This is a genomic window from Seonamhaeicola sp. S2-3 (assembly GCF_001971785.1).
In the GTDB taxonomy this organism is placed as follows: Bacteria; Bacteroidota; Bacteroidia; order Flavobacteriales; family Flavobacteriaceae; genus Seonamhaeicola.
The window spans coordinates 605,343-617,741 of the sequence record NZ_CP019389.1 but is presented as its reverse complement, the minus strand read 5'-3'; the positions used below and the strand labels follow the sequence as shown (position 1 = coordinate 617,741).

The following is a 12,399-nucleotide window of genomic DNA, read 5'->3' as shown; positions in this document are numbered from 1 at the left end:
TATTACAGAAGAGGCTGTTATTATTAACAGCCTCTTTAATATCTAAATTATGTAAGTTTTAATTTTTTAAAACTTCGCCTAAAACCAAGTCTTTATCTAGTTTTTTAGTGCAGAAAAACCAGTCTTCACATTCTAAATCGTCTGTACCTTCCATTCGTTCTTCAGCAACACCACAAGAGCCAGCAGGAGATATTATAACGTCTTTTCCGGGTTCCCAATCGGCAGGGGTAGCTACGTTAAATTTATCTGAGGTTTGCATTGCAATTAAGGCTCTGTAAATTTCGTCAAAATTACGTCCTAAGCTTAAAGGATAGTAAATAATGGCTCTAACAATACTGTTGGGATCTATAAAAAACACGGCTCTTACAGCTTGTGTTTGGTGTTCACCTGGTTGAATCATGCCATATTTTTTGGCAACTTCCATGGTTATATCTTCAATTAAAGGGAATTTAACTTCAATATTTTCCATGCCGTTGAACTTAATTTTGTCTTTTATGGTTCTTAACCAAGCAATATGGCTATATAACCCATCAACAGATAAGCCAACTAATTTGCAATTGGCTTTTTTGAATTTTTCTTCAAGATGAGCAAAGGTCATAAACTCTGAAGTACAAACTGGTGTAAAATCAGCAGGGTGACTAAATAAAATAGTCCATTCACCTTTATAATCTGAAGGGAAGTTAATTTCTCCTTGTGTAGTTACTGCTTTAAATTCTGGTGCTTTATCACCAATTTTAGGCATTGAAAATACGGTTTCTTTTGTTGTTTCTGAATTATTCATGATACATTACTATTAAATTAATTTATGGTAAATGTAGTTGTTAATAGTAAATATCAATGTAACATGTGTTACCGTAAAGTAGCTTTTTCAAAAGAAATTTATGATTAAATTCTGAATAAGGTTAATTTTTTAAGTTGGGAGAGTCTTCTATAAAAAGTGTATTTAAACCATGGTTATACAAGTAGTATTGCCATCATCCGGAATTAAAAAAATTATATAATTGGTTAATATGTGCTTTTAGGGGACTTCTCCTAAAACCCAGCCATTTCATTGTTTTGCTTATTGTTGCTCCCAAAATTTTCTGATAAATTCATTATAAATTGGAGGTGATTACGTTTAAAATATCATCTTTTTGAAGTACACCAGATTGTCTCCAAACTTGTTTGCCTTTTTTAAAGAGCATGAGTGTTGGTACGCCTCTTATTTGATATTTTGTGGCTAAGATTTGGTTTTTGTCTACATCTATTTTAATGATGGAAACACGGTCTCCTAAACTATCTTTAACTTGTTTTAAAATAGGACTCATCATTTTGCATGGTCCACACCATTCAGCAAAAAAATCTACTAAAACGGGTTTGTCTTGATTTATTATTTCAGAAAATTTGCTCATACCTGACTTGATTTTATTTTTCAAAAGTAATACTCCAAATACCTCTTACCTCATTGATATTATACCCAATGGCTTTATCATTTGGGTATAAATCGTTGATTTTGTTTAAGGTAGCTTTTTCTATAGTTTCATTTGGTTTTCCGTGGCATTGTAAACACATATTGTTTGTGATTATAGGGTAATATACATGTACATTATTTTCTGTTTCTTTAACTATGGGTTGGGGTTCATTGTTTTTAGCAATTACTTGTTTAAAAGTATTAATGTAATTTAATTCTTCTAAACTAGCTTTGTTGTTAGGGTTTCTGGGTTTGTCAGAAACTCGTTTTATATTGGCTTGATGTACTATTGCCATACTATCGGTTAAAGGATAGGCGCTTTCATTACAAAACGATAGCGCTTCAATAGTACCTTTTTTTTGTATGTTACCCATTAAGTTTTTGCCTAAAACAGCTTTAGTAGTAAGTGCATATTTTAATCCTCTATCGGCATATGGTAAATCTTTAAAATTGGTTGTTGTTGGTTGTTTTTGCGTATTATTTTTATTGTTGTTTTTATACCAATTAGGTTGTTCAATTTCAAAATCTGAACTTTCCTGAAATAGGTTGACTAAAAATTAAACCATTAATTATAGTCACTTATGAAAACACAAAATGAGCACTGGCGAAAAAAAAGTTACCAAAAAGCCACTTTAGAAACCAAACTTTTAGTCGTTGACCAAATCCTAAACGGTCAACTATCCAACAACCAAGCTTCTAAAAAATACGACGTCCCCAGAACAACCATTTCCTATTGGTTAAGAAAATACAGTACCTTAGTACAACAAAATACAGGTATGAGTAAAAACGATGAAATTAAAAAGTTAAAGGAAAAGATTGAAGAACTTGAGTTTCAAAAAGACTTCCAACAAGACATTATCGCGGATATGGAACTTATTACAGGCGTTGATATGTCAAAAAAGTCATTGCCCAAAACATTAGCAAAAGAGATAGAGCTAAAGAAAAAACAGCGTATAAAAGAAAATGGCTCTATGGATGTTTTGGGATATCTAAACAAGCCTTTTACAAAAGACTCAAAACCCAACAAAAACAAGAAGTAGACCATCAGAAGCTAATGAAAATGGTCAAGGACTACCGTAAAAAAGTAGGCTCTAAAACTGGTGGAATTAAGCTACATAAAGAACTAAAACAGGACTTTATAAACGCTGATATTAAAATTGGTAGAGACAAGTTCTATCGCTTCCTTAGGCTAAATAATCTTTTGATTCCTAAAACTAAAAATTACATCACAACTACAAACTCAAACCATATGTACAAAAAATATAAGAACCTGGTAAAAGACCACGTTCCTACTCGACCAGAACAACTTTGGGTTAGCGATATAACATACATTAAAACAGAAAATGGGCACAACTATCTAGCTTTAGTCACAGACGCCTATTCTAAGCAAATTATGGGCTATAAACTCGATAATCATATGAGAACATCGCTTTGTACAGAGGCGCTTGCTATGGCTATTAAAAATAGAAAATATCCTAAACAAAAGCTTATTCATCACTCAGATAGAGGGTTTCAATACTGCAATCCTAAATATACCGAGTTTGCCGAAAGCAACGGAATAACAATGAGTATGGCTGAACAATACGACCCTTATGAAAACGCTGTTGCTGAACGTATTAATAGAACACTTAAATACGAATACGGCTTAAAACAAACTATTAAAAACACCGATTTAGCTCAAAAAATGACGGAGCAAGCTGTATATATTTATAACAATTTGAGAACCCATTTTAGTCTGGACCTAAGAAAACCTGCTGAAGTACATTTAAATCCAAACATCAAATACAAATCCTATAGAAAAAATAATGTAAATTTACCTGAACTTACAATTTAAGAACAAACCTAGTTCAAACTATTTTTTTGCCTTCTAAACGGCTAAAAAAAATCTTTTGAACAGCTAAATATGAACCAAAAAAAGTCAACCTATTTCAGTATAATACAATCATACAAATATTCGGCTATTTGTGCTATGGTTTTTTCTGGATAATATTGTTTAGGCATCACCCCAAAACGTTTTACCTCATTAGGCATTTTAGCATTTTCTGAAATAGGGTTTTTTACCCAATCTTGAATAGATTTTATAAAATCTTCTTTAGAAATATTATTTACCTTGTATTGTTCTTTAATTGCAATCATAGGAGGTCCAACTCTATCTTGGTTGCTAGCTGTGGGGTTGTGACATAAATAGCAGTTGGTTTCCATTAGTTTTTTTCCAGGGTGATTATTAGCCTTATTTTGAGTATCAAAAGCCGATGGTTTCTCTTTTTTTGAGTTGTTACAACTGAAAATTAATCCTGTAAATAATAGTATTGTAAATAATTTATTCATTTAAAAATGATGCTTTTTGAATTATTTAATTCAATTAATTAGTGTTTAATAAGGTAATAATTTTTAAAATTATAATAAAAGTAATTAACTAAAAGTGACTTGGGTTACATTTAAGAGATGATATAAAAAAACAGCTGCGGTTACTAAAGTAAAAGAATTTACAAAACCATCGAGAATAGTTGATGGCTTTCCAATGAATTCTAAAGAAAGAAGGTTACATAAAGTGAGATTTTATAGGTTTTAATTTGATAGTGAGTTTTGAACTATAAGGTTTACAGAGAAACAATTAATAAAGCATTATTTAGAAGCCTTTTAAAATTAGTTGGTTACTGTAGGAAGTTAGCAGAAGTAGGTATTTGATACTTCTTAAATTTCAAGAGGCAAAAAGATGCGTCGGCTGCTGATGTAGGAGTTTGTGGTTTGTTTGAATTAGTTAATAAAATCTTATGATATAACTAATGCTTTTATTACTAACTTTAGCTTACAATTTGTATAATAAAAATTAGTACTAAAAAAAACCAAGATTGAATAATTTCAATCTTGGTTTTTTGTTTATTAAATTTATAGCTTAAATCTACTCATTTAAACTAACTTTTAATGGGTTGTTTATTTGCTTAGAGAACTTATTTAAGTAGTTCTCCCATTCAGTAGGTGTTGTATATTGATTAGCTTCTTTCCAAGCAAAACCAGCATAGTATATAACCTCATTATTGTTAACTTTTAAATGAGCATATGCATTGCTTAAATCTTTTGCATTGGTATTATAAGTTTCAAAATCTATAAAGGTATGTTCTGGTGCAACAATGGCAGTTCCTAATTCAGAGTCGGCATGTGGTTGCCAATAGCTAACCCAACCGTTTTCTTTATTACCTGTAATATTGCCATCTTTTTCGTGTAAAGTTAATCCAGCCGAAATAGTATCTGTGCCTTCAATATGAGTAGTAAACTTAGATAGATTACTACCTAAATCTAAACTAATAACTTTAGATTCTTTAATGGTTTTACCACCAGCATCCCAAGATGCGTATTCTAAATAAAAACTGGTACGAATAGGACCAGTTGTAATGGTACGCCATTTGGTATAATTTTTAGAGAAATAATAAGTAGTGTCTTGCTTTACAGCAATGCCGCCAACGCCTCTACTAATTCCTACGTGGAAATTATCTAAACCTTCAGGTGAAGGCTTATGGTAAGCACCTGGTTTTTCGCTATTTTTTTTATACCAATTATTTATAATAGGGTATTCTACTTTTTTTAACCAAGCATCAACACCGCTAGATAGTGTGCCTCCAGGTGTGCCATCTTCAACCATTTTTTGAGCTACAGGGCCATAAACACGAAAAGCTACTTTGTTGTTTTCCCAAGTATAATCATCTGTACGTTCTGGTACAAACCTAGAATAACAAAGCGTATCGGCTTTTGGCTTTTGGGCTTCAGTAATTGTTACTATGTTGAAAGTTTTTTCAGAATTAGCAGCAATTACAGGTTGAAATAAAATTTCATCCATAATGCCATCGCCATCATTATCTACAGTTTGAGTAACTTGTAATTCGCCACTTTCAGCATCTTTAATGCCAATAGTGTTTAGGTCTTCAACCTTTAAAAACGATTTAGTTAACTCAACAGTTTCAGAAGTTCTTTCAAAATCTAGGGTATTTTTAACTACAATAGATTTTAAATTTTCTTTTTGATTACAAGAAGAAAAAAATACGGCACACATTAGGCATGCTACCCATAAGGTTTTATTCATAATATATTGAATTTAATTAGTCTTCGTTTGAAGGTTTTCCAATAGTTGCAAGAATACCACCATCTACATATATTACTTGTCCGTTAACAAAGTCGCTTGCTTTTGAACTTAAAAATACGGCAGCACCTTGTAAATCGTTAGGGTCTCCCCAACGAGCAGCAGGAGTTCTGTTAATAATAAAATCGTTAAATGGATGGCCATCTACACGAATAGGAGCCGTTTGGCTGGTAGCAAAGTAACCAGGACCAATACCATTGATTTGTATATTGTGTTTTGCCCATTCTGTAGCCATGTTTTGGGTAAGCATTTTTAGACCACCCTTTGCTGCGGCATAGGCACCAACGGTGTTTCTTCCCAATTCACTCATCATAGAGCAGATGTTAATAATTTTGCCAGCTTTTCTTTTTATCATGCCTTTAACAACATGTTTAGACATAATAAAAGGGCTTACCAAATCGACCTTAATAACTTGCTCAAAGTCGGCCACTTCCATGTCCTCAAGAGGAATCCTTTTGATGATTCCGGCATTGTTTACAAGAATGTCAATGTTTCCAACTTCTTTTTCTATAGCTGCGATATTTTTAATAACCTGTTCTTCGTTAGTAACATCGAAAAGATATCCAGAAGCTTTAATGCCCAAAGATTGGTAGTGTGCTACGGCTTTGTCTAATTTTTCCTGAGAAGAAGCCCCATTTATAACCAAGGTAGCTCCAGCATTTCCTAAACCAGTAGCCATGGCTTGTCCTAAACCGTGGGTGCCACCAGTTACAAGAGCTACTTTACCTGTTAAATCAAATAAATTAATAGACATAATTTTTATTATTTTAGTTCGTTTATTTTACAATGATCCATATCGCCGTAGTCTAAGTTTTCACCGGCCATTCCCCAGATAAAGGTATAGTTGCTGGTACCAGAACCAGAGTGTATAGACCATGCTGGAGAAATTACAGCTTGATGGTTTTGCATCCAGATATGTCTGGTTTCTTGAGGTTGCCCCATAAAATGACATACAGCTTGATCTTCTGGTACATCAAAATAGAAATATACTTCCATTCTTCTGTCATGCACGTGTGCTGGCATGGTGTTCCATACGCTTCCAGTTTTTAATTCTGTCATACCCATTTGTAATTGGCAAACATCTACAACGCTGTTTACAATATATTTTCTTAGGGTTCTTGCGTTTGCAGTTTCTGGCGCTCCTAATTGAACAACTTCAACGTCATTAATTCCTATTTTTTTATTAGGGTATTCTTTATGAGCAGGTGTAGAGTTTAAGTAAAACAACGCAGGCTCGTTAGCCGATTTGCTAGAAAAAGTAACTTCTTTATTACCTCTACCAACATATAAAGCTTCTCTGTTGTCTAGTTCATACTCAGTACCATCAACAGTAACTGTACCAGACCCTCCAATGTTTATAATACCTAATTCACGTCTTTCAAGAAAGTAATCTGCTTTTAGCGGATCAATAGCTTCTAATTTTAAAGAAGATTTTGTAGGAACCGCGCTGCCAGTAATAAAACGGTCGTAATGAGAATAAACCAAGTTTACTTGGTCTGGTTCCATAAGGTTATCGATTAAAAATTCGTCTCTTAATCTAGTTGTGTCGTATGATTTAACATCTTGCGGTGATGCTGCGTATCTTACTTCATAATTGTTTTTCATGATATTTAACTTTTATAAATTTTAATTCAAATTTTGATAAGAAAAAAACTGTGTAAATATATGAAAAAATATTTAAATACAATCGATTGTATTTTGTTATATTTGTAAGCATAAAACTAAACTTTTTAACTTGAATTTTGAATAATAAGCCAACAATACACGACATTGCTAAAGTTTTAGGTATTAATAGTTCTACAGTTTCTAGAGCTTTAAATGATAGTCCGCGAGTAACAAAAAGTACTAAAGCTAAAATTTTGGCAAAGGCTCAAGAATTAGGATATCAGCGTAATATGCTGGCTTCTAATTTGCGAAAAAATGTAACTAATACTATAGGGGTGGTGGTTCCTAGAATATCACGGCATTTTTTTTCATCAGCAATTCAAGGTATTGAAGAAACTGCTTATTTGGCTGGTTATAATGTTATAATCTGTCAATCTTTAGAACAATTTGAACGCGAAAAAAAAATAATTGATGGGTTGGTAGCAAATAGGGTAGATGGGTTGTTAATTTCGGTTTCAATGGAAACTTTAAACTATAATCATTTAGAAGTAGCAAAAAAAAGCAATATTCCGCTTGTGTTTTTTGATAGGCATTGTGATATCCCAGGGTATAGTAATGTGCTTATTGATGATTTTAAGGGAGGATTTGATGCCACAGAACATTTAATAATTAAAGGTTGTAGAAATATTGTGCATTTTTCGGGGCCTCAAGAATTAGAGATTTATAGAAACAGATTTAACGGTTATAAAGCTGCACTTGAAAAACACAATATTCCATTTAAAAAAGAATTGGTTGTTACCTCTAGGTTAATGGAGCAAGATGGTTATAATAATATGCAAAATATTTTAAGTAGTAAACAAGCTATAGATGGGGTTTTTTCTGCAAATGATGTAGCAGCTATTGGGGCTATGAAATGTATTAAAGAGCAAAAAATTAGCATACCAGAAGATATTGCTATTGTAGGTTTTAGTAATGAACCTATTTCAACCGTTATAGAGCCATCATTAACAACTATAGACCAGTCTGGTTTTGAAATTGGTGAAATAGCAACACGTTTATTATTAGAATACATTGTGAAAAAAGAAATACCAGATAAAGGGCAAACCATTACCTTGGCTACAAGCTTAATAGAAAGAAATTCGTCAAAAAAAACAGTGGCTAGATTTTTATAGTAATAATCAAACTTTAGCTTTCACAGAATTTTTTAAAATCTCATCATAATAGTTCTATTTTTTGTTAATTTAAGTCTGTTAAATAAAGCTTGTATGATTAACATCGAGAACTTGGTTACGTAATATTCTAAATAATCATTGAGTCTCCTTTATTAATGTCAAGTAATAGATCAACCAATAGTAATTAATAATAGAAGGAGTATTTGAGGAATGCTAACCTATAATATGTAAGAAAACACAGGTAATAGAGCTGATAATGAAATTGTTATGAATCTGTACTTAGAGGTTTTGAAAGAGTGCCTTTAAAACCTGGTGAAACAAAAACTATTAATTTTACACTTCACCCAGACGATTTAGCTATTTTTGACAAAAATATGAATTGGACGGTTGAACCCGGTTTTTTTGAGGTTTTAGTAGGAAGTTCTTCCAAAGATATAAAACTTAAAAAGCGCTTTGAAGTGGTAGCCGTAGATAAATAGACTAACTTATTAAACATTTAAAAAGTAAAATAATTAACAATTATGACAAAGATTTTTGCTCTAAAAGGGAAGATTCAAAATTATGCATGGGGAGGTAAACAATATATTCCAAATTTATTAGGAATAACACCAGAAAATAAACCATATGCTGAATATTGGTTGGGAGCTCATGTAAATGCGCCCTCAGTTGTAAAGAGTGAAACGGGTTCAGTTAATTTAGATACTTTTTTAAATAATAACCTAGAAGAAAGTTTAGGTACAAAGGTTGCAAACCAATTTGGCAGACTCCCATTTTTGTTTAAAGTACTTGATGTAAATGATATGTTATCCATACAAGTACACCCAACTAAAGCGGAAGCCGAAAAAGGATTTAAACGCGAAAATGAACTAGGAATTCCACTAACAGCTCCTCACAGAAACTATAAAGATGATAACCATAAACCTGAAATTATGGTAGCTTTAAGTGAGTTTTGGTTGCTTCATGGTTTTTTAACTGAAGATAAATTAAGAAAGGTGCTTAATTCTGTACCTGAATTTACTGAGTTTTTACCAGTTTTTGATACCGAGGGTTATTTAGGTCTGTACCGTACAGTAATGGAGCAAACAGAAGAAGAGACTAACAGAATTTTAAAACCTTTGGTAGATAGAATATTACCGCTTTATAAAAAAGGCGAATTAAGTAAATCAGATCCAGCTTATTGGGCAGCAAAAGCTATATATACAAGTGATGACGAAGCTATCGATAAAGGAATTTACTCTATTTACTTCTTTAATATTGTTAAAGTTGAAAAAGGGGAAGCGGTGTTTCAAGATGCAGGAATTCCACATGCTTATTTAGAAGGACAGAATATGGAGCTTATGGCTAATTCTGATAATGTATTAAGAGGTGGTTTAACACCAAAACATGTTGATGTGCCTGAATTATTAAAGCACGTAACTTTTGAAGCTACAGTCCCAAATATATTAAAAGGAGAAGCGCAATCTGACGGTCTAGAACGCATATATAAAAGTCCCGCACCAGATTTTGAGTTGAGTCAAATAAAGCTTTCAAACAATGATGTTTATACTTCAACATCAAGCAGTGCACAAATTTTAATGGTTTTAGAAGGAGGTGTTGAGTTGTCTGAAGAAAAAGAGAATGTTATTAGCTTAAGTAAAGGAAAATCTGCTTTAATTTTAGCTAGCTGTAAGTATGTTATAACAGCTAAATCTTCAGCTATAATTTTTAAGGCTACAGCACCAGAAGTGTAATTCAACTTGATAAAATAGAGATAAATACTCTTAGTTGTTAGATATAGCAGACGAATCTCTTACAACCAATTTAGCATCTAAAATTTTCTTGTTAAGAGATTGTTTTACAACATCTTTTTTCATGTGTTCTAAAAAAGTTAAGGCCGCAAGTCTTCCTATTTCTTTACTATGCTGGTTTATGCTCGAAATAGAAGGCTTAATTAGAGCTGTAAAAGGTTCGTCTCCAAAACCAACCAATGCCATTTCTTGTGGGATATTAATTTTATTTTCATTTAATACTTGTAAAGCTCCTAAAGCTGCATAATCACCAGCAACATATACGGCATCTGGTTTATTTTTTAAGTTTAAAAGTTGTTGCATTTTAGCTCTTCCGTCTTCAATAGTTAAGCTACTTTCAATCAACAATTCATCTTCTAGCGGTAGGTTATGTTTTTTAATAGCATCAATGTAGCCTTTAATTCTGTTGTTAAAAATTCTAGTACGTTTAAACCCGCCAATATGGGCAATTCTTTTACAACCTTGATTGACCAAATGTTCAATAATCATGTGGCTACTTTCATAGTCATTAATACCTATGTAATCTACGTTCAAATCGTTTTCACCACGGTCAAATAAAATAAGCGGAATACCTTTAGATTTAACCTTTTTGTAATAATCTAACTTAACCGTTTCATTGGCCATAGAAGCAATTATACCATCAACCTGTGTAAATAGCAAAGCATCTATATTATCACATTCTTTTTTATAAGATTCGTTTGATTGGGTAATAATAATATTATACCCTTCTTTATTTAAAACCTCCTCAATACTTTGAATGACCGATGAAAAAAAATTACTATTGGTTCTAGGAACAATAACACCAACCAAATTGCTTTTTCCTTTTCTTAAAGCACTAGCTAAATGATTGGGCTGATAGTTTAAATTTTTAGCAACCTGCTTAACGGCTTTCTTAGTTTTTTCACTAATTCTGGAATCGTCATGAAGTGCTTTAGAAACTGCAGCAGGAGAGATATTTAATACATTTGCAATATCTTTTATAGTAGCTTTTTTTTTGTTTGCCAATTTTTTATATATTTGCTTAAACGATTAAGCAAATATATTGTATTGCTACCTATAATCAAAACCCCTTATCTATATATTGTGTTTTGATTTATTTTTAAAATACTGCTTAAACGTTTAAGCAAACTAATTAATGTTAAAATAAGAATTAAAAAATGAGTAAAGTAGTCACATTTGGAGAAATCATGTTAAGATTAGCTCCACAAGGGTTTTTAAGATTTTCACAAGCAAATAATTTTGATGTTGTTTATGGTGGAGGTGAGTCTAACGTAGCTGTTTCTTTAGCTAACTATGGTGTAGATGTAGATTTTGTAACACGTTTACCAAAAAATGATATTGGTGAGTGTGCTATGATGGAAATGCGTAAAAGAGGTGTTGGTGTAGATAAAATTGTTTGGGGTGGAGACCGTTTAGGTATTTACTTTTTAGAAACTGGTGCCGTATCTCGTGGTAGTAAAGTTGTATATGATAGAGCACATTCTGCAATGTCTGAAATTGAGTCTGGAATGATTGATTGGGATGCTGTTTTTGAAGGTGTTGAATGGTTTCACTGGACAGGTATTACACCAGCAATTTCACAAGGAGCTGCAGATGTTTGTTTAGAAGCTGTAAAAGCTGCTAGTGCTAAAGGTATTACCATTTCTACAGATTTAAATTACCGTGCAAAACTTTGGAAATATTGTGATGCTGCTCATAGAGAAGCTATCATGACAGAGTTAACATCTTACTGTGATATTGTTTTAGGGAACGAAGAAGATGCAGAAATGCACTTTGGTATTAAGCCAGAAGGAATTAGTGTGCAAACAGAAGGACATAATGTGAAAGCCGAAGCATTTTTATCTGTTTGTCAACAAATGATGGAGAAATTCCCAAGAGCTAAAAAGGTTATTACAACTTTAAGAGGTTCTATTTCTGCTTCTCATAACACATGGGCTGGTGTTTTATATGATGGTAAAAAATTATACGAAACACGCCAATACCAAATTACCGATATTGTTGATAGAGTAGGTGGTGGAGATTCTTTTATGGGAGGATTAATTTACGGATTATTAAAATACCCAGAAGATGATCAAAATGCATTAGATTTTGCTGTAGCTGCTTCTTGTTTAAAACACACAATTAAGGGTGATGCTAACTTAGTAACTGTTGCAGAAGTTGAAAAATTAATGGGTGGTGACGCTTCAGGGCGTGTAGCTAGATAATTATAAAATGTTTAAACCTTTAATTGTTGATTTGTGTAATCGATTC

At 32.4% G+C, this 12,399-nt stretch carries 14 protein-coding genes; 6 read left to right on the top strand and 8 right to left on the bottom strand.

The genetic code is table 11. From position 1 onward, the window contains the following. Positions 1 to 58: 58 nt before the first annotated feature. From BWZ22_RS03015 to BWZ22_RS03005, 3 genes are all read right to left on the bottom strand, one after another. Positions 59 to 781, bottom strand: a complete 723-nt coding sequence (locus BWZ22_RS03015; protein WP_076697896.1) for a peroxiredoxin — start codon at positions 779 to 781, stop codon at positions 59 to 61. Between the two features lie 313 nt (positions 782 to 1,094). Continuing rightward, complete coding sequence (trxA, locus tag BWZ22_RS03010) at positions 1,095 to 1,391, bottom strand: thioredoxin (RefSeq protein ID WP_076702246.1); 297 nt, start codon at positions 1,389 to 1,391, stop codon at positions 1,095 to 1,097. Positions 1,392 to 1,404: 13 nt separating this feature from the next. Beyond that, a complete protein-coding gene (locus BWZ22_RS03005) occupies positions 1,405 to 1,824 on the bottom strand; it encodes a DUF3365 domain-containing protein (protein WP_076697895.1) in 420 nt (139 codons plus the stop codon). 207 nt (positions 1,825 to 2,031) lie between these two features. On the opposite strand from BWZ22_RS03005, the gene BWZ22_RS03000 reads away from it, so the two are divergent. Beyond that, the gene (locus tag BWZ22_RS03000) at positions 2,032 to 2,490 is read left to right on the top strand and encodes a helix-turn-helix domain-containing protein (RefSeq protein WP_076697894.1); all 459 of its coding nucleotides are present in this window, start codon (positions 2,032 to 2,034) and stop codon (positions 2,488 to 2,490) included. Beyond that, positions 2,436 to 3,284: an IS3 family transposase gene (locus tag BWZ22_RS02995; protein WP_232225262.1), complete on the top strand. Its 849-nt coding sequence runs from the start codon at positions 2,436 to 2,438 to the stop codon at positions 3,282 to 3,284. The genes BWZ22_RS03000 and BWZ22_RS02995 overlap by 55 nt, the downstream gene beginning before the upstream one ends. A gap of 89 nt (positions 3,285 to 3,373) precedes the next feature. On the opposite strand, the gene BWZ22_RS02990 is transcribed toward BWZ22_RS02995, so the two are convergent. The 4 genes from BWZ22_RS02990 to kduI all read right to left on the bottom strand — a co-directional run bounded on the left by BWZ22_RS02990 (position 3,374) and on the right by kduI (position 7,190). Further along, positions 3,374 to 3,778, bottom strand: coding sequence for a c-type cytochrome (locus BWZ22_RS02990; protein WP_076697893.1), 405 nt, complete (start codon positions 3,776 to 3,778; stop codon positions 3,374 to 3,376). 574 nt (positions 3,779 to 4,352) lie between these two features. Beyond that, positions 4,353 to 5,528: a DUF4861 family protein gene (locus BWZ22_RS02985; protein ID WP_076697892.1), complete on the bottom strand. Its 1,176-nt coding sequence runs from the start codon at positions 5,526 to 5,528 to the stop codon at positions 4,353 to 4,355. A 16-nt stretch (positions 5,529 to 5,544) separates the two neighbouring features. Then, a complete protein-coding gene (locus tag BWZ22_RS02980) occupies positions 5,545 to 6,339 on the bottom strand; it encodes a gluconate 5-dehydrogenase (RefSeq protein ID WP_076697890.1) in 795 nt (264 codons plus the stop codon). 8 nt (positions 6,340 to 6,347) lie between these two features. Next, the gene (gene kduI, locus BWZ22_RS02975) at positions 6,348 to 7,190 is read right to left on the bottom strand and encodes a 5-dehydro-4-deoxy-D-glucuronate isomerase (protein ID WP_076697889.1); all 843 of its coding nucleotides are present in this window, start codon (positions 7,188 to 7,190) and stop codon (positions 6,348 to 6,350) included. Positions 7,191 to 7,327: 137 nt separating this feature from the next. On the opposite strand from kduI, the gene BWZ22_RS02970 reads away from it, so the two are divergent. From BWZ22_RS02970 to manA, 3 genes are all read left to right on the top strand, one after another. After that, positions 7,328 to 8,362: a LacI family DNA-binding transcriptional regulator gene (locus tag BWZ22_RS02970; protein WP_232225218.1), complete on the top strand. Its 1,035-nt coding sequence runs from the start codon at positions 7,328 to 7,330 to the stop codon at positions 8,360 to 8,362. A gap of 296 nt (positions 8,363 to 8,658) precedes the next feature. Beyond that, positions 8,659 to 8,841, top strand: coding sequence for a fibronectin type III-like domain-contianing protein (locus BWZ22_RS02965; protein ID WP_083692160.1), 183 nt, complete (start codon positions 8,659 to 8,661; stop codon positions 8,839 to 8,841). Positions 8,842 to 8,883: 42 nt separating this feature from the next. Next, positions 8,884 to 10,092, top strand: coding sequence for a mannose-6-phosphate isomerase, class I (gene manA / locus BWZ22_RS02960; protein ID WP_076697887.1), 1,209 nt, complete (start codon positions 8,884 to 8,886; stop codon positions 10,090 to 10,092). Between the two features lie 30 nt (positions 10,093 to 10,122). Here the strand turns inward: manA and BWZ22_RS02955 are convergent, their stop codons facing one another. Beyond that, on the bottom strand, positions 10,123 to 11,154 hold the full coding sequence (locus tag BWZ22_RS02955) for a LacI family DNA-binding transcriptional regulator (RefSeq protein ID WP_076697885.1): 1,032 nt from the start codon (positions 11,152 to 11,154) through the stop codon (positions 10,123 to 10,125). 152 nt (positions 11,155 to 11,306) lie between these two features. Here BWZ22_RS02955 and BWZ22_RS02950 point away from each other — a divergent pair, with 152 nt between their 5' ends. Further along, positions 11,307 to 12,353 (top strand): sugar kinase, encoded by a 1,047-nt coding sequence (locus BWZ22_RS02950; RefSeq protein WP_076697884.1) that lies wholly within the window; start codon positions 11,307 to 11,309, stop codon positions 12,351 to 12,353. Positions 12,354 to 12,399 lie beyond the last annotated feature (46 nt).

What these genes read in the sequence shown, in the direction of transcription:
- BWZ22_RS03015 (WP_076697896.1), bottom strand. Translation starts at nt 781, where the DNA reads ATGAATAATTCAGAAACAACAAAAGAAACCGTATTTTCAATGCCTAAA.
- trxA (WP_076702246.1), bottom strand. Translation starts at nt 1,391, where the DNA reads ATGAGCAAATTTTCTGAAATAATAAATCAAGACAAACCCGTTTTAGTA.
- BWZ22_RS03005 (WP_076697895.1), bottom strand. Translation starts at nt 1,824, where the DNA reads ATGGGTAACATACAAAAAAAAGGTACTATTGAAGCGCTATCGTTTTGT.
- BWZ22_RS03000 (WP_076697894.1), top strand. Translation starts at nt 2,032, where the DNA reads ATGAAAACACAAAATGAGCACTGGCGAAAAAAAAGTTACCAAAAAGCC.
- BWZ22_RS02990 (WP_076697893.1), bottom strand. Translation starts at nt 3,778, where the DNA reads ATGAATAAATTATTTACAATACTATTATTTACAGGATTAATTTTCAGT.
- BWZ22_RS02985 (WP_076697892.1), bottom strand. Translation starts at nt 5,528, where the DNA reads ATGAATAAAACCTTATGGGTAGCATGCCTAATGTGTGCCGTATTTTTT.
- BWZ22_RS02980 (WP_076697890.1), bottom strand. Translation starts at nt 6,339, where the DNA reads ATGTCTATTAATTTATTTGATTTAACAGGTAAAGTAGCTCTTGTAACT.
- kduI (WP_076697889.1), bottom strand. Translation starts at nt 7,190, where the DNA reads ATGAAAAACAATTATGAAGTAAGATACGCAGCATCACCGCAAGATGTT.
- manA (WP_076697887.1), top strand. Translation starts at nt 8,884, where the DNA reads ATGACAAAGATTTTTGCTCTAAAAGGGAAGATTCAAAATTATGCATGG.
- BWZ22_RS02950 (WP_076697884.1), top strand. Translation starts at nt 11,307, where the DNA reads ATGAGTAAAGTAGTCACATTTGGAGAAATCATGTTAAGATTAGCTCCA.